Source organism: Pandoraea terrae (genome assembly GCF_902459695.1).
GTDB classification, from domain to species: domain Bacteria; phylum Pseudomonadota; class Gammaproteobacteria; order Burkholderiales; family Burkholderiaceae; genus Pandoraea; species Pandoraea terrae.
Map to the genome: position 1 here is coordinate 177,270 of NZ_CABPRZ010000002.1, position 15,859 is coordinate 193,128.

The window sequence follows — 15,859 nt, forward strand, 5'->3', positions numbered from 1 at the left end:
GCGTCCGGACGGCCCGCGTGCATTCGCGCGCAGTCTGCCGAGCCGGCTTCGACCGCAATTGTATATTGCGTCGGTGCGGGAAATGATGTCCGAACGGTGAAACGTCACCAGGAATGATCACCGATGGTGCGCCCGCGAGGTGTTTCCGTTGGTAACACCTCGCGCCCGGCTGCAAATCTGTGCAACAACTTATTACACATTCGTCGCAACGATGCCGGCGGCCCGCCCGGACCGCAGGAAATCGCGCGGTCGACTAGGGCTGCGGCCCGGTCGGATAGTACGCGTGTATTTCCGTTGCCCAGGCCGGGTCGGTCATGTCGGGCCAGTCATCCTTGTCGAATCCCGGGGCGTGTTTCAGCCGGTCGCGGTCGATGTTCAGGGCGAAACCCTCGTGCTTGGCATCCGGAGAGAGCGCATGCCAAGGTACCGCGAACAGCCGCCTGCCCGCGCCCTCCATATCGCCGAACGTCAGGACCGCGTAGCCCACCTTGCCGCTTCGCACGTCAAGCATGATGTCCCGGATATCGCCGATATGCTCGCCGCGCGGGTTGTAGACTCCGCTGCCGACCAGCGTGCTGGCGCCGATCAGGCCGGGCTTGTGGCCCCGCCGCCCATGCTTCCTGGGCTGCGCCGCCGGGTTCGGCAGATGCATCGCATAGCCGTTGTGGTCTTCATGTTTCATGACACACTCCCATTGATAATGCGCTTGCCTGGCAACGATTATGAGACGGCGCACAGAATCGGACAAGCACGCGAGCGCGTTACCCGTGGCGCGCCTCTGCAAGAAAGCCGATCAAGGTCCTCACGACACGCGGGGTACTGACGGTACGCCGCGTGACGATCTTGAAATCCAGATGGGTCGTATAGCATTGCGGCACGAGCCGGCGCAACAACCCGCGCTCGACCCACGCGTCGGCGTAGTGTGGCGGCAAGAATCCGATGTAGTTGCCCGACAGGATCAGCATGGCGCGGCCCTCGACGTTGTCCACGAGTGCCGCCGGCTCCCGCATGCCCAACAGTTCAAGCTCCTTGCGCCCGAGGTAGCCGCGTGTGGCCAGCTTCGCCGTAGCGATCTGATCCGCAAGCTCCGGGGCATCGGCGTTCGCACCATAGAACAGCGGATGCGGCGAGGCGCAATACAGCCCCTGCTCCTCCTGGTAAAGCACGCGCGAATCGAGGCCCGGTGCCGGGTCCGGGAAAGGGCCGACGGCCAGGTGCAGGCTGCCGTCGAGCACACGTTGTTCGAGCCGGTCCGGCGAATCGATTTCGATATGCAACTGGACTTTAGGCGCCGCCTGGCCGAATTGACGGATGGCCGCAAGTAATGGCGCTTGCGGATCGGTCAGCGTCGCCTCGATCATGCCCAAGCGCAATACCCCGTGCAGTTCGCGCCGTATCGCGCTCGCTTCCATATTGAACGTGTCGACCGACGCCAACAGGCGTTGCGCCGCCTCATGCATTTGCAGGCCTTCATCGGTCAGGCGGAACCCGCCGCGCCCACGCTCGCACAACCGCACGCCGAAGCGCGCTTCCAATTGCGTCATCTGTTCGCTGATACTCGATGCGCCAACGCCGAGCACGTTCTGTGCCGCAGTAAATCCACCGCAGCGAACAATCGTCTCAAAGACTCTCAACAGCTTGAGGTCAACGTCCCGGATCTGCATGCTACGCTCCTGACTTCGGATTTTTCCGAAGTTTACTTAATTATTTTCTGATTTTACCGGACAAATCGATTGACCAGAATGAGGTCACCCTTTCAAGGAATGGTGAACCCAAATGTCAACGAATCAGTACGACAAAGGACGGCTGGATCTCCCGTTCGTCGGCATCTGTACTTTCGGCAAGTCTCCGGTCGCGCTGGACTGGGACGCGATTGACGCCGACGTCGCGATCCTCGGTGCGCCGTTCGACTGCGGCACGCAGTGGCGGCCCGGCGCACGTTTCGGTCCGCGCTCGATCCGCGAGGCGTCCACCCTGTTTTCGTTCGGTCATGGCGGCGCCTACGACTTCGAGGACGACGTTGTCTACCTGCCCGCCGACGAAGTCCGCATGGTCGATATCGGCGACGCCGACATGGTCCACACGAATACCGAAAAGAGTCATGCCAACATCGAATTCGGCGTGCGAAAGATCCTGGCGGCCAGCGCGCTGCCGGTCGTGCTCGGTGGCGACCATTCGATCAATATCCCGTGCATCGCCGCGTTCGAGGGGCAGGAACCGTTCCACATCGTGCATATCGACGCCCACCTCGATTTCGTCGACGAGCGCCACGGCGTGCGCCACGGCCACGGCAACCCGTTGCGCCGCGCAGCCGAAAAAAGCGTGGTAACGGGTATGACGCAGATCGGCATCCGCAACGTGTCTTCAACGGCGCGGGAGGGCTATGCGCAGGCGCGCGAAATGGGCTCGGACATCATTTCGGTCCGGCAGCTGCGCAAGCTTGGCATTCAGGGTGTGCTCGACCGTATCCCTAAAGGCGTACGCTATTACCTGACGATAGATATCGACGGTTTCGACGTTTCCATCGCCCCCGGCACCGGCACGCCCAGCCACGGCGGCCTGACGTATTACGAAGGTCTGGAACTGTTTGCGGGACTGGCCGCGCAGGGCGACGTCATCGGTATCGACCTTGTCGAAGTCGCGCCCGACTATGATCACACCGGATCCACGTCAATCCTCGCGGCCCAGTTGCTGCTCAACACGATCGGCCGCGTAATGCACCACCGAAAACTGCGCGGCCAACGTTAAAGGCGTCTGTTAGGGACTTTCCGATCCCGCGGCGCCGGCAGGCGTCGCATCATACCGTCACGCCCCGGAAACGGGGACGTGAAAAAGGAGCCAGCATGCTTCGTCCATCTTTATGTCTCGCCAGTCTCGTGTGCGTGCTTGCCGGCACGTGGTTGCCCCAGGCGCAGGCCGCCGATACCCAGGTTGTCAGGATCGGCCTGACCGGACCATTGACCGGTGCGCAAGCCGCCATCGGCAAGGACGACGAGAATGGCCTTCGCATGGCCGTCGACCGCATCAACGCGCAGAACGTCATGGTCGGCGCGCAGCGGGTGCGCTTTGAACTCGTATCCGAAGACGACGCCGCCGACCCGCGAACCGGCATGGCCGTCGCCCAACGCCTCGTCGACGCCGAGGTGAAGGTGGTGTTCGGCCCGTTCAATTCCGGCGTTGCGATTCCGATTTCGCGGCTGCTCGACCAGGCGGGCGTGGTCATGGCCACTGTCGCCTCCAACCCGTCGATCACGCAGAGCGGCCTGCCCTACGTGTTCCGGATCTCGGCCAACGACAGCCAGCTCGGCAAGCGCATGGGAGAATTCGCGGCCGGCCGCCTGCACGCCAGGCGCTTCGCGGTCATCGACGATCGTACGGCGTACGGCCAGGGCGTCGCCGACGAGTTTGTCAAGGCGGCAAAGGCGGCCGGCATCGAGATCGTTGCGCGCGAATTCACTTCGGACAAGGCGGTCGATTTCGTGCCGATCCTGACACGCATCCGCGGCATGAACGTCGATGGCGTGTTCTACGGCGGCTACTACGCGCAAGCCGGCCCGTTGCGCAACCAGATGAAGCGCCTGGCCATGACGCAGTTGTACCTGCTTGGCGGCGATGCGATGTGCAACATCGAACTGGCCAAACTGGGCGGCGAATCGGTCGACGAGCGGGTGTACTGCCCGCAAGGCGGGCCGGTGCTTGAACAAACGCCGCTTGGCCGCCAATTCAAGGCCGATTACCGCAAGCGCTTCAACGCCGACCCGCTGACGTACAGTGCATCGCTTTACGACGGTCTCCACCTGTTGGTACAAGCCATGCAAGCGGCCAACTCGACCGATCCGAAGCGTTATCGCGCGTCGCTTGCCGCGATCGACGCGCAGGGTGTGGCGGGACGCTACCGGTTCGACGACCACCGCGATCTGCGGGACTCGCCGATCACCGTCTACACGTACCGTAACGGCGCCCAGGTGCCGCTCCCTCAAGACAAGTAAGAAACCGCCAGCCGTGCGCCCCACCGCACGGCCGCGCCTTGCGTGATTGACCATCGCACCGGGACTGGCATGCCCAATGCCAGTGCTCTGCGACCGACGGGCCGGCGGGTATACTGGGGGCCTGTTCCACCACGGAGTTCACGTGATGCAGGCGCCTCAAAGCCAAGAGATCAACCACCCGCTGGCCGGAAAACCGGCGCCGTCTGACATTCTGGTCAATGTGGCGCGGCTCGTGACGGCCTACTACGCCGACGCGCCCGACCCGGCCGACCCCGCGCAATGTGTGGCGTTCGGCACCTCCGGCCATCGCGGTTCATCGCTGCGCAAAACGTTCAACGAAGCCCACGTGCTGGCGATCTCGCAGGCGATTTGCGAGTATCGCCGCCAGCATGACATCGACGGACCGTTGTTCGTCGGCATCGACACGCACGCGCTGTCGGAGCCTGCTTTCGCCAGCGCGCTGGAAGTGCTTGCCGGCAACGGTGTGACGGTCTGCGTATCGGCCAACGGTGAATACACGCCGACACCCGCCGTGTCCCGCGCGATCCTGGTCCACAACCGCGGCCGCACCTCGGGGTTGGCCGATGGCATCGTGATCACGCCGTCGCACAATCCGCCCGATAACGGCGGGTTCAAGTACAACCCGCCGCATGGCGGGCCGGCCGAAACCCCGGTGACGCGCTGGATCGAGCAACGCGCCAACGAACTGCTGCGCGAAGGCTTGCGGGATGTCCGCCGCGTGACGTTCGAAAAGGCCATGCGCGCGCCGACCACGCAAAGCTACGATTTCCTGAACACGTACGTCGACGACCTGGTCAACGTTATCGACATGGATGTCCTGCGCGATGCGGGCGTTCGCATGGGCGTCGATCCGTTGGGCGGCGCCGGCGTGAATTATTGGCCCGCGATCGCGGACCGCTACCGCCTGGACCTGACCACGATCCGGCGCGAGGTCGACACGACTTTCCGGTTCATGACGGTGGACTGGGACGGTCAGATCCGCATGGATCCGTCGTCGCCCGACGCCATGCAGAGTCTGATCGCACAGCAGGCGCGCTTCGATATCGCCTTTGCCTGCGACACCGACCACGACAGGCACGGGATCGTCACGCGCAGCGCCGGATTGCTGCCGCCGAACCATTATCTGTCGGTCGCGATCGACTACCTGTTCCGGCACCGTCCCGACTGGCGGCATGATGCGGCCATCGGCAAGACCGCCGTCAGCAGCCAGATGATCGACCGTGTGGGCGCAAGGCTTGGCCGGCGGGTGTACGAGGTACCGGTCGGTTTCAAATGGTTCGCTGCGGGACTGCTGGACGGAACGCTCGGTTTTGCCGGCGAGGAAAGCGCCGGCGCCAGCTTCCTGCGCCTCGACGGCACCGTGTGGAGCACGGACAAGGACGGTATCGTGCCGGCGCTGCTGTCGGGCGAGATCACCGCACGCGCCGGCCGGGATCCCGGCGAGATCTATCGCGATTTGACCCGGGCGTTCGGCGAACCGGTGGAAGATCGCGTGCAGGCGCCTGCCACGCCGGCGCAAAAGGCCGTCCTGTCGGCGCTCTCGCCCGATCGGATTGCATCGACCGTGTTGGCCGGGGAACCGATTCAGGCGGTGCTGACCAGCGCACCCGGCAATGACGCCGCGATCGGCGGGTTGAAGGTGGTGACCGAACACGGGTGGTTCGCCGCCCGCCCCTCCGGCACGGAAGACATCTACAAGATCTATGCCGAGAGCTTCCGGGGCAGCGGCCACCTGCGCCAGCTGGTCGACGAAGCGCAAGCCATTGTCGATCAGGCGTTGCGCACGGCGTCGTAGGCGTCCACGAGATCCTCGAGGTGCGCCAGCCGACAGGCACAACACGTTCGCGAGCCCGATATTGGCGTGAACAGGCGCTAAACCTCGACGAGCGCCAGCACCCGGCACGGGCTGCCCGATCCGCGGCGGATCTTCAGCGGCGGTGTAATGAGCAGCGCGCCCGTGGCCGGCAGCTTGTCGAGATTCACGAGACTCGCCAACCCGAACTTGTTATTGCCGTGCATATTCGCGTGGCACGGAAACGGTTGTGAAAAGGCATAGGCCTGCCCGGCGTCCGTGCCCACGCCTTCCGCGCCCCAGCCGATGACGTTGCGCTCGCGCGCGAGAAAGGCCGGCAGGTCGGGATGCCCGCCCGGGGTATGGGCGCCGTCCTCCTTAAGGTTCAGGAATGCGTCCGGATCGGTGCGTAGCGACCAGTCGGTACGCATGAGGACCCAACTCCCGGCGGGAATGCGGCCGTGTTCCGACTCCCATTGTTCGACGCGTTCGATCGTCAGCAGGTAGTCGGGATTCTCGCGGGTTTCGGCGCTGACGTCGATGACGCACGCGGGCGCGATCAGCTTCTGCACGTCGATCGTCTCGGTCGTGTTGTCCGGAAAATCCTTGCCCGTGATCCAGTGGATCGGCGCGTCGAAGTGGGTGCCGGTGTGCTCGCCGCACGAGATGTTGTTCCAATACCAGGCGGGCCCGCGATCGTCGAAGTTCGAAATTTCCTCAATACGGAACGGCGCGCTTTGCCCGTATTGCGGCGGCAACGGAATGATCGGTGTACGGCCGTGCAGGGTTTGACTCAGATCGATCACACGGACTGCGCCGCTTTGCAGCGCTTGGGCCAGGGCCTTCAGCATGGAGTTCTCCTCAACATTTTCGGGGACTGCCACAACACACTCAGGACGCAACGGCGGCCATGGGCGCACCGTGCGGAATCGGGGCACGAACCGCCGCCGGGGCAACGGCAGGCAGGCCCGTCAGTAAATCGCTCAGGCGCTTGCCCGTGTCGTCCGCCAACGCGGCTTCACGCAGTTCGCAGACGCGGGCGGCGGCGTCGGGCAGGCCGCGCAAGGCCGGCAGCGCGGCCTCGATCGCCGTGAAGCTGTGCATGCCGCGCGCGTGCGTATCGCCGTAGCCCTTCACAAGCCGCTGGCAACGCGTGACTTCGACGGCCAACGCGTAATCGCTGCCGGCGATCTCGGCCACCGTTGCCAGCCAGCGGCCGCAAGCGGCCATCTCGCGTTCGAAGCGCAGCGACGAACGGCGCACGCCACGCATCGACGCCACCACATACAGTTGCAGGAAGCCGCGCAACGAGGACGTACGCACCACACGGCCCTCGCGCGTACGGCGCTCGAGGAAACGGCGCGCCCAGCCCGGTTTCATCAACCAACGGCCCAGCCAGGCCGGCAGCGTGTCGGCGATTTCGTCGACGCGCGGATGCAGGTATTCGTTGATATGCAGCAACTGGCCGGCGTCGGCCTTGACCTCATCGGCTACGCGCGTGAAGCGTCCGCTACGGATCTTGAGATCGGCCACGCGTACCGTGTCCTCAAACGACATCCACAGCGCAAGGTGCCGCGCCGCTTCCGTCAGCAACGTCCATCGGGTACCCGGTTGGGCTGCGTCGAGGCGATGAATCACTGCCAATTTGTCGAGATAGGCCGCGCTGTACGCGACGTCCTGATAATCCGCGAGACGGCGCACGCCGGCCTGAAGCACCGGCTGAACCGGCAGCGGAAACGCCTCGCGAATGCGAACGTCCAATGCCGTCAGGCGCGCGTCGGCAGGCAGCGGCTTCAGGTTCGGGATGACCGGCCGCCCGGACATGGCCGCCGGCGCGCCCTGCTGCGCGGCGGCATGGCCGGCGTCGAACGCCTTCAGGCTCGGCTTCACGCCGACGCCGCCGCGTTCGATGGCCGCCTCGAAATCCCCGCGCGAAAACGGCAGCACGCCGGCCCCGGCCAGCGCGCCGAACAGGACGGCGCTCATGACGCTGCCCGTCTGCTCCGCAAGCGCCGAGAAGTCGGCGGCGATGAACCGTTTGGCCGCCTCGCGCCCGGCATCGACAAAGCGCTGCGAATCGACGCGCCCGTCGCCCATGGCGGTTTTCTCCGACATGGAATAGACGCGGTGCGTCGAGGTGATCAGGGTGGTGACGTCCGGCGTGACAAAGCCGCGCTGGATGGCGCGTCCGGCTTCCATCAGTTCGGAACACAGGACGATATCGACGTCGCCGGCGGCCGGCATCAATGCCAGGATCGGCGCAGGCGCCTGCGGCGGCAGCCTGACCGGATGGAATTCTACATAGTAGATCGTGGCGCCGGTACGTTGCGCGACGCCGGGGACCGACGTCGTCTGCGCGTAAAACCCTGCGTGTTCGGCCATGCCGACGATCCAGTCGGCCAACACGCCCCCGCCCTCGCCGCCCATGGCGAGAATGGCAATGCTGACCGGTTTGACGGCGTTATGCGACATATGCGACCTCCCGCGCCTTGACGCGGCGTTGCAGCGCGGCGATCACGCGATCGGCCAGACGCTTGGAAATCCGTTCCCACCAGCCCGCATTGCTGACAAGTTCAGCCCGGTAGAACGATGGACACAATACCGCCGCATGCGAGACCTCGCCGCACAGGCCGCAGCCGACGCAGCTATTCATCACGGTGGCGACCGGATCCTGCCGCAGCGGGTCCGGATTCTCCTTGATCGACAGAGACGGACAGCCTGACAGGCGAATGCACGAGTGATCGCCCGTGCACGTGTCCGGATCGACACCGAAGCGCTCACGCACGACGCGCTTGCCTTCGCCGATCATCTGCTTCATGAGCGGCTTCACGCGGCGCTGCTTGTTCAGCATGCACTCGGATTGCGCGACGATGACCTTCGGGCCCTTCTCTTTCGTCGTCAGGGCTTCGCGCAGCACGTCGCGCATCCTGGAGACACTGTACGTGTTCGTCATCGTACGCACCCATTTCACGCCGACGCCGCGCACGGCCTTCTCGATCGGGTTGCGCGTGGAACGGATCCTGTTCTCCGCCTTCGACGACAGGATGTCCTGCCCGCCGGTCGCCGCCGAATAGCCGTTATCGACGATGACGAGCACGTTATCGCTGCGGTTAAAGACAGCGTTGCCCACGCCGCTCGTCAGGCCGTTGTGCCAGAAGCCGCCGTCGCCCATGAAGCTGATGGTGCGCCGGTCGGTCTCCGCGGTGTTGAATGCTGCCGAACCCGCCCAGCCGAGGCCGTAGCCCATGGTCGTCGCGCCAATATTGAACGGCGGCAGGATGGAGAAAAGGTGGCAGCCGATGTCGCAGCTCACGTGATGCGCGCCCAATTCGCGCTCGACCAGCTTCATCGCCGTGAAAATCGGACGCTCCGGACACCCGGTACAGAACGACGGCGGACGCGGATGCACTTCCGGTGCGAGCGCCGCAGGGGCGGCAGGGGTGGCCACGGCGGCCGGCGGCACTGTCGGCGTCACCGCCGGCGTATCGCTCACCGCATGCCCCGCCTCAACAGCCACCGGATCGGCCGGCTTTTCAGTCACGACAGGCACCGGCACCGCACGCCGGCTCGCCACCGTCGCCCGCACGCCCTCGGGCAATACGGACGCGTCGGCCAGTTCCGGCAGATAGCGGCCAAGGAATTTCAGCAAACCCTTGATGATGACGTTCGGCGTGTAGTCGCCCGCCCGCGGCAGATAGTCCTTGCCATGCACGCGCGTTTGCAGATCCGCTTGCCGCAGGATCGTGTTGAGCGATTGTTCGATGAACTCCGGCTGCCCTTCCTCGACCATCAGGACGGCGCGCTTGCCCGCGCAGAATTCGCGGACTTCGGCGTCGATGGTCGGATACGCAACGTTCATCACGTAGATGGGCAGATCGGTGCGTCCGTCGACGTCGGCCAGGCCAAGCAGCGCCAATGATCGCACCATCGTATTGTACAAACCGCCCTGCACGATGATGCCGACGTCATGGCGGCTGTCCTCGCCGAAGGTTTCGTTGAGCTGGTGACGGCGAATGAATTCCACCGCAGCCGGCCAGCGCTTCTCGACCTTCTCGTGTTCGTGCACGAAACTCGCCGGCGGCAGCACGATGCGGCCGACATCGCGCACCGGATGCTCGATGGCGTCTTTCAGGGTGAAGGCAGGGCGAATGTTCGGTTTGGTCGTGAAACGTCCGTGGACATGGCATGCGCGTATCCGGAGCTGCAGCATGACGGGCGTGTTGCTTGCCTCGGACAGCGCGAAGCCCTTCTCCACCGCATCGACGATCGACGGCAAATTCGGCCTGGGGTCGAGCAGCCACATCTGCGACTTCATCGCGAAGGCGTGCGAGCGCTCCTGCATGATGCTCGATCCTTCGCCATAGTCCTCGCCGACGATCACGAGCGCGCCGCCCGTCACGCCGCCCGAGGCGAGGTTGGCCAGCGCGTCGGAGGCAACGTTCGTCCCGACGGTCGCCTTGAACGTGACCGCCCCGCGCAACGGGTAGTTGACCGACGCGGCCAACGTTGCGGCGGCCGTTGCCTCGCTCGCGCTGCTCTCGAAATGGACGCCGAGCGCCTCGAGGATCTCGTTGGCGTCGGACAAGACGTCCATCAGGTGCGAGATCGGGGCACCCTGGTAACCGGCCACGTACGACACGCCCGATTGGAGCAATGCCTTTGTCACCGCCAGGATGCCCTCGCCGCTGAAGGTCTCGCCGGCAGGCATGCGCAGTTTCTGAACTTCTTTCTTGAACGATTTCTCAGCCACGGTGGACTTGCTCCATGTCAAATTCGATACGCCACGATGCGATTGGCATCGTCCACGTGCAAACCGACCGTATCGCCGGCCGCGACGGCGCCTTGCGTGCGCGCGATGACGACCGGCCCGGCGTCGGTCAACACGGCCGCGAGCGATACCTCTGCGTTCGCAGCGCCCCCGACGCGATGGTGCACGACGGTCGTCTGCATCGCCGTGCCGCGCGCAACCGGGCGCGCCGTCCACGCGTTTGCCCCGCATGCCGGACAGAAGTAGCGCGCAGGAAATAGCGTCTGTGCACACACGGTGCAATGGAAAACCGTAAGCGTCATGACGCGTCTCCCTTGGGTTCGGCGGCCTTTTCCAGCACGCAAGCATTCGCGCACATGCCGTAGCGGTACTCGACCATGCCGTAACCGGACACGACGGCCCGCGTCGCCCCGGCCACCTGCCGCTCGCCCGCCTCGCCGCGCAAATGCGTAATCGCCTCGACCAGCCCGTGCATGCCGCCGGCCGCCCCTGCCTGACCGGCGGAGAGCTGGCCGCCGGAGGTGTTGACCGGCAATCGGCGCGACGCGATCCGTTCGATCAACGCACGTGCATCGTGACGATGTCTTTTGCCGGCAGAGGTTTCGGGGGCAACTTCGGGACTACGGTGACTTCATTTGCGCCCCAGCCGATAGCCGGAGGCCTCCAGATCCCAGGCTGTCGGGGTGACGCCGGCATCGCGCAACTTGTACTTCTGGATCTTGCCGTTTTCAGTCTTTGGCAGGTCCGTCACGAAATCGAGATAACGCGGCACCGCGAAATACGGCAGACGCGGTTCGCAATAGCGGATCAGGTCGAGCGGCGCGAGGGCATGTGTTTCGCGCAGCACGATCGCTGCCATCACCTCGTCTTCCGCAAGCGACGATTGCACCGCGAACACGGCTGCGGTCTCGATCGCCGGATGACTCAGCAGTACCTGCTCGACCTCGAATGACGAGATGTTCTCGCCACGGCGGCGAATGGCGTCCTTGAGGCGATCGACAAAACGGTAATAGCCATCCGCCTCGCGCACCACCCGGTCCCCGGTGTGGAACCACAGATTGCGCCACGCCTCCACGGTCTTTTCCGGCATGCCGAAATAGCCGCTGGCGAACGCAAAGGGCTCGTCGGCCCGCAAAATCAGCTCGCCAGGCTCGCCATCGGGCACCGGGCGGTCGCAGTCGTCGACCACACGCGCCTCGAAGCCGGGCGAGAGCTTGCCCATGAAGCCGGGGCGCTGGTCCTCGATGCCGCCGCCGATGGCGAAGTTCGTCTCCGTGGAGCCGTAGCCGTCAAGCAGCGCGATGCCGCAACGTGCCGTGAAGTCTTCCTGGAAGTGGCCCGGCACCCCCGGCGCCAGCGCGATCCGCACCCGATGTGCGCGCTCCGCTTCCGCCGCCCCACGCCCGAGCAGGATCGGCACCATGGCGCCGAGGACGTAGGTGACCGTGGCGCGCGTGGCGACGAGCGCGTCAAAGAAGCCGCTTGCCGAGAAGCGCCGATCCGCAACGAGTTGCGCGTCGAGCGTGAGTGCCTGGAAGAAACTGTTGAGCGCGTTGGTATGAAACAGCGGCAGGCAGGTATAGAGCACGTCGCCCGCCACGACGCCAAGCTTGGCGCCCGTGTAATGGGCCCACCAGAAGAACTGTGCGTGCGGGCAGATCACGCCCTTTGACAGGCCGGACGTGCCCGACGTATAGAGAATGGCGAGCGCATCGCCGTCGGCGAGCGGCGCCGCTTCGCACGCGTGGCCCAACGGCGGCAAGGCGATGGCCTCTATCGTGGCCGGCACTGCCGGCTGGCTGGCGTCGCCGCCGATCAGCCAAACCTGTTTCAGTGCGAGATCGGGGGCGTGAGCGGCATAGACAGCGTCGACCAGATGCGCTTCGGCCACCATCAGGCGCGCGCCGGAATTGCGCAGGATGTGTTCGAGCTGCAATCCCCGCGAGGCGGTGTTGATCGGCACGACGATCGCGCCGAGCCAGCCGCAGCCGAGCACGATCTCCATGAACTCGGTGCGATTCGTGCACAACAGTGCGACGCGATCGCCGCGCTTCACGCCGTGCGCTGCCAGCGAACCGGCGCGGCGCGCTGCGATGTCGGCGGCGTCGTTCCCGCTCCAATGCGTATGTCGATCCGAGAAGAGCGGCGCGGCGCCGTTACGTGCGGCGCGTGCCTTCAGCAACGCCGGCAGCGTCAACTGACCGCCGGCCATGGGCACATCCGCAGCCGGCCGTGTCGCTATTGTCTCGATGCGCCCCATGCCCTCGTCTCCATTCCGTTGTTGAATCGAGTCTAGGATCGGGTACTATATATGTCAAATTCATCAATATTATCTCAATCATAAACGTGACTGATTTTAACGCGGTGGATCTGAACCTGTTGCGTGTCTTCCAGGCGATTCTGGAAGAACGAAGCCTGACGCGGGCCGGCCAGCGGCTGAACCTGTCGCAGCCGGCCATCAGTTATGCCCTGGGAAGGCTACGGAACCTGTTCGACGACCCGTTGTTTGTCCGTACGTCCGACGGCATGCTGCCAACGCCGACGGCCGAACAATTGGCGTTGCCGCTGGGTCGGGCGATCGCATCGATTCGCGAGGCATTACGTCATGGCGAGTCGTTCGATCCGGCGCTCAGCGCGCGCGAGTTTCGTTTGTCGATGTCGGACATCGGCGAACAGGTATTTCTGCCCCCGGTGTGCGAGACACTGCAACATGCAGGACCCGGTGTGCGGCTCGAAGCGTGGCAAGTGCCAGTCGCCGACGTGGAGGGAAACCTGCGCCTGGGACAACTCGATTTCGCGATCGGCAATCTGCCGGCGCTAAAGCCCGTCACCCGCTACGCGCTGTTGTTCCACGAGGCTTACGTCTGCATGACGCGCAAACGCCCCGGCCTGCCGCGCAAGCTCTCGCGCGACGACTTCCTCGGCATGCGCCATATCGCCGTATCATCGAGTGAAAGCAGTCACCGCAGCATCGACGACTCGTTGCGCGCGGCCGGGCTGCACAGGCGCGTGGCACTGCGCGTGCCGCATTTCACCGTCGTGCCCCAAATTCTGCAGCGCACCGAGTGGATGGTGACGTTGCCGTATCGCGTCGCGAAGTTCTTCAATGAGACCCGGCAGTTCGTAGTCTATCCACTGCCGGAGGCGATTCCGGAGGTCGAAGTTACCCTCCATTGGCACGAAACGTTCGATAATGACGATGGCAACCGATGGTTCCGTCAACTCCTCATCGACACATTGCGCGATACTTGAGTGATGTCTCGGCGCGCCCCCGGCAGTCTTTGGCGGCTCGCCCGCCAAAAAAGTATCACGTTTTGTTTATGTTTCCGTGAGGACTTCGGAACCGCCGCCAGGGAACAATGGAGGCCATCGAAGGTTAATTCTTGGGAGCGCAGCAAATGTCCACCCTGCAGCGTCCGGCCGGGCCTACTGCCCCAGGCGCCAGCGCCGGCGTCATCCATCCCGCGTGGCTTCGGGTGACCCACTGGCTGAACGCCCTGGCCGTAGTGATCATGGTCACGAGCGGCTGGCGTATCTACAACGCCTCGCCACTCTTCGACTTCATGTTTCCCAAAGGCATCACGCTCGGCGGGTGGCTCGCCGGCGCACTGCAATGGCATTTCGCCGGCATGTGGCTACTGTTCTTCAACGGACTGCTCTATCTTGCGCTGAACGTGGCCAGCGGTCGCCTGCTGCACCGCTTCTTCCCGGTCTCGCCGCGTGGCGTGCTGCGCGACGTCTGGTCTGCGCTGCGGGGCCGCCTTCCCCATGACGATCTCAAGCATTACAACCAGGTGCAGCGTTTCGCCTACCTGTTCGTGATGCTCGATATCGCCGTGCTGATCCTCTCTGGCCTGGTCCTCTGGAAATCCGTGCAGTTCGGCCACTTGCGGGCCCTTCTGGGCGGATATGAAGCCGCACGCAGGATCCATTTCGTTGCCATGGCCCTTCTGGTAGGTTTCGTCGCGGTACATCTGGCGATGGTGGCGCTGGTGCCGCGCACGCTGATCGCCATGTTGCGCGGCCGGTAAAGATACGGGAATCCAGGGAGTCATCATGGGAATCATCAAACGCATCACTCCGGCCGTGGACGGTGAGTCCATTCTGAAAGAGGCCCGCAAGGTGCTGGCGCCGCGTATCGAGCAGCCTTCGCGCCGCGCCTTCCTGACGCGCAGTCTCACGCTCGGCGGCGTCGCCATGTTGTCCGGCTGCTCGATCACCGACGAAGCGCACGTCGAAAAAGCCCTGGCCTCCATATCGCGCTTCAACGATCGCGTGCAGGGCTGGCTTTTCGATCCGAACGCGCTTGCGCCGACCTATCCCGAATCCATGATCACCCGGCCATTTCCTTTCAACGCGTTCTACGAAAAGGAAAAAGCCCCGGTCGTTGAGGAAGCCGGCTTTGCGTTGGAGGTCTCAGGACTCGTTGCGGACCGGCACAGTTGGCGTCTCGAAGAACTGCGCGCCATGCCTCAAACGGATCAGATCACGCGTCACATCTGTGTCGAGGGATGGAGCGCGATCGGTCGCTGGGGCGGCGTGCGTTTCTCCGACTTTCTCAAGCGCGTGGGCGCCGATCTCAGCGCCAAGTACGTCGGCTTCAAATGTGCCGATGATTACTACACCAGCATCGACATGCCGACTGCCCTGCATCCGCAGACGCTGCTGACCCTGACTTTCGACGGCCAGGTGCTGCCGCGCGAGTATGGCTTCCCGATGAAGCTGCGCATGCCCACCAAGCTTGGCTACAAGAACCCCAAGCATATCCAGGCCATGTTCGTCACCAACCGCTATCCAGGGGGCTACTGGGAAGACCAGGGCTACAACTGGTTTGGCGGCAGTTGATGGGCAACGCCATGTTTACCCTTTCGGCACGACGGTTGTCGCGCTGTTTCCCACCGCAGGTCCAATGAGGAGTTCACGATGAAAACTTTGACTGCTGCCGCCCTTTCGATGTGTCTGGCCTTGGGCGCAACCTACGCAATGGCCCAGGAAACGGCGCCAAAAGAAGGCATGTCGAAAGACGCGATGTCCAAAGACGAAATGAAAAAGGATGGCATGGCCAAAGAAGGCATGGCCAAGGAAGGTATGAAGAAGGATTCCATGGGCAAGGACAAGATGTCCCACGGCAGCATGAAGAAGGACGGCATGAAAAAAGACGAAATGAAAAAAGACGATTCCATGGGCAAGGAGAAGAAAGAGTATTGAGTGAGCGTACCGTGAGTGCGCTTTGATGCCGGCACATCGCCCGGACTTACCTCCGGCGATGCGCCGGCATCGTTTTATGCG

General features: G+C 64.0%; 14 protein-coding genes and 1 pseudogene. 7 read left to right on the top strand and 8 right to left on the bottom strand.

Going from position 1 to position 15,859, the window contains the following annotated elements:
• Nucleotides 1-253 precede the first annotated feature (253 nt).
• Entirely contained in the window at nucleotides 254-682 is a 429-nt protein-coding gene (locus PTE30175_RS02915) for a PRC-barrel domain-containing protein (RefSeq protein ID WP_150695545.1), read from the bottom strand.
• Nucleotides 683-761: 79 nt separating this feature from the next.
• Nucleotides 762-1,664 carry a LysR family transcriptional regulator gene (locus tag PTE30175_RS02920; RefSeq protein ID WP_150695546.1) on the bottom strand — a complete coding sequence of 301 codons (903 nt, stop codon included), beginning with the start codon at nucleotides 1,662-1,664 and terminating at the stop codon, nucleotides 762-764.
• Nucleotides 1,665-1,776: 112 nt separating this feature from the next.
• On the opposite strand from PTE30175_RS02920, the gene speB reads away from it, so the two are divergent.
• The 3 genes from speB (at nucleotide 1,777) to pgm (ending at nucleotide 5,805) form a co-directional block, all read left to right on the top strand.
• On the top strand, nucleotides 1,777-2,748 hold the full coding sequence (gene speB / locus PTE30175_RS02925) for an agmatinase (RefSeq protein WP_150695547.1): 972 nt from the start codon (nucleotides 1,777-1,779) through the stop codon (nucleotides 2,746-2,748).
• 95 nt (nucleotides 2,749-2,843) lie between these two features.
• The gene (locus PTE30175_RS02930) at nucleotides 2,844-3,989 is read left to right on the top strand and encodes a branched-chain amino acid ABC transporter substrate-binding protein (RefSeq protein WP_150695548.1); all 1,146 of its coding nucleotides are present in this window, start codon (nucleotides 2,844-2,846) and stop codon (nucleotides 3,987-3,989) included.
• 145 nt (nucleotides 3,990-4,134) lie between these two features.
• Complete coding sequence (gene pgm / locus PTE30175_RS02935) at nucleotides 4,135-5,805, top strand: phosphoglucomutase (alpha-D-glucose-1,6-bisphosphate-dependent) (protein ID WP_150695549.1); 1,671 nt, start codon at nucleotides 4,135-4,137, stop codon at nucleotides 5,803-5,805.
• 77 nt (nucleotides 5,806-5,882) lie between these two features.
• Here pgm and PTE30175_RS02940 read toward each other — a convergent pair whose 3' ends face one another.
• The 6 genes and pseudogenes from PTE30175_RS02940 to PTE30175_RS02965 all read right to left on the bottom strand — a co-directional run bounded on the left by PTE30175_RS02940 (nucleotide 5,883) and on the right by PTE30175_RS02965 (nucleotide 12,782).
• Nucleotides 5,883-6,653 carry a cyclase family protein gene (locus PTE30175_RS02940; RefSeq protein WP_150695550.1) on the bottom strand — a complete coding sequence of 257 codons (771 nt, stop codon included), beginning with the start codon at nucleotides 6,651-6,653 and terminating at the stop codon, nucleotides 5,883-5,885.
• A 40-nt stretch (nucleotides 6,654-6,693) separates the two neighbouring features.
• Entirely contained in the window at nucleotides 6,694-8,274 is a 1,581-nt protein-coding gene (locus tag PTE30175_RS02945) for an indolepyruvate oxidoreductase subunit beta family protein (RefSeq protein WP_150695551.1), read from the bottom strand.
• Entirely contained in the window at nucleotides 8,264-10,552 is a 2,289-nt protein-coding gene (locus PTE30175_RS02950) for a thiamine pyrophosphate-dependent enzyme (RefSeq protein WP_150695552.1), read from the bottom strand. Before PTE30175_RS02950 ends, PTE30175_RS02945 begins: the two co-directional genes overlap by 11 nt.
• A 17-nt stretch (nucleotides 10,553-10,569) precedes the next feature.
• Nucleotides 10,570-10,872, bottom strand: coding sequence for a PhlB family protein (locus PTE30175_RS02955; protein WP_150695553.1), 303 nt, complete (start codon nucleotides 10,870-10,872; stop codon nucleotides 10,570-10,572).
• Nucleotides 10,869-11,144: pseudogene (locus PTE30175_RS02960) on the bottom strand (thiolase C-terminal domain-containing protein); the annotation flags it as partial. The pseudogene PTE30175_RS02960 and the gene PTE30175_RS02955, both read right to left, overlap by 4 nt.
• A gap of 57 nt (nucleotides 11,145-11,201) precedes the next feature.
• The gene (locus PTE30175_RS02965) at nucleotides 11,202-12,782 is read right to left on the bottom strand and encodes an ATP-dependent acyl-CoA ligase (protein WP_420819601.1); all 1,581 of its coding nucleotides are present in this window, start codon (nucleotides 12,780-12,782) and stop codon (nucleotides 11,202-11,204) included.
• Nucleotides 12,783-12,916: 134 nt separating this feature from the next.
• On the opposite strand from PTE30175_RS02965, the gene PTE30175_RS02970 reads away from it, so the two are divergent.
• The 4 genes from PTE30175_RS02970 (at nucleotide 12,917) to PTE30175_RS02985 (ending at nucleotide 15,778) form a co-directional block, all read left to right on the top strand.
• Nucleotides 12,917-13,822 (top strand): LysR family transcriptional regulator, encoded by a 906-nt coding sequence (locus PTE30175_RS02970; RefSeq protein ID WP_150695555.1) that lies wholly within the window; start codon nucleotides 12,917-12,919, stop codon nucleotides 13,820-13,822.
• Nucleotides 13,823-13,968: 146 nt separating this feature from the next.
• A complete protein-coding gene (locus tag PTE30175_RS02975) occupies nucleotides 13,969-14,601 on the top strand; it encodes a cytochrome b/b6 domain-containing protein (RefSeq protein WP_150695556.1) in 633 nt (210 codons plus the stop codon).
• Nucleotides 14,602-14,626: 25 nt separating this feature from the next.
• Entirely contained in the window at nucleotides 14,627-15,415 is a 789-nt protein-coding gene (locus PTE30175_RS02980) for a molybdopterin-dependent oxidoreductase (protein ID WP_150695557.1), read from the top strand.
• A 78-nt stretch (nucleotides 15,416-15,493) separates the two neighbouring features.
• Nucleotides 15,494-15,778 (top strand): pentapeptide MXKDX repeat protein, encoded by a 285-nt coding sequence (locus PTE30175_RS02985; protein WP_150695558.1) that lies wholly within the window; start codon nucleotides 15,494-15,496, stop codon nucleotides 15,776-15,778.
• The last annotated feature ends 81 nt before the right edge of the window (nucleotides 15,779-15,859 follow it).

Bases quoted from the DNA above. Each gene is read 5' to 3' on its own strand.
- PTE30175_RS02915 (WP_150695545.1), bottom strand. From the start codon at position 682: ATGAAACATGAAGACCACAACGGCTATGCGATGCATCTGCCGAACCCG.
- PTE30175_RS02920 (WP_150695546.1), bottom strand. From the start codon at position 1,664: ATGCAGATCCGGGACGTTGACCTCAAGCTGTTGAGAGTCTTTGAGACG.
- speB (WP_150695547.1), top strand. From the start codon at position 1,777: ATGTCAACGAATCAGTACGACAAAGGACGGCTGGATCTCCCGTTCGTC.
- PTE30175_RS02930 (WP_150695548.1), top strand. From the start codon at position 2,844: ATGCTTCGTCCATCTTTATGTCTCGCCAGTCTCGTGTGCGTGCTTGCC.
- pgm (WP_150695549.1), top strand. From the start codon at position 4,135: ATGCAGGCGCCTCAAAGCCAAGAGATCAACCACCCGCTGGCCGGAAAA.
- PTE30175_RS02940 (WP_150695550.1), bottom strand. From the start codon at position 6,653: ATGCTGAAGGCCCTGGCCCAAGCGCTGCAAAGCGGCGCAGTCCGTGTG.
- PTE30175_RS02945 (WP_150695551.1), bottom strand. From the start codon at position 8,274: ATGTCGCATAACGCCGTCAAACCGGTCAGCATTGCCATTCTCGCCATG.
- PTE30175_RS02955 (WP_150695553.1), bottom strand. From the start codon at position 10,872: ATGACGCTTACGGTTTTCCATTGCACCGTGTGTGCACAGACGCTATTT.
- PTE30175_RS02965 (WP_420819601.1), bottom strand. From the start codon at position 12,782: ATGGCCGGCGGTCAGTTGACGCTGCCGGCGTTGCTGAAGGCACGCGCC.
- PTE30175_RS02975 (WP_150695556.1), top strand. From the start codon at position 13,969: ATGTCCACCCTGCAGCGTCCGGCCGGGCCTACTGCCCCAGGCGCCAGC.
- PTE30175_RS02980 (WP_150695557.1), top strand. From the start codon at position 14,627: ATGGGAATCATCAAACGCATCACTCCGGCCGTGGACGGTGAGTCCATT.
- PTE30175_RS02985 (WP_150695558.1), top strand. From the start codon at position 15,494: ATGAAAACTTTGACTGCTGCCGCCCTTTCGATGTGTCTGGCCTTGGGC.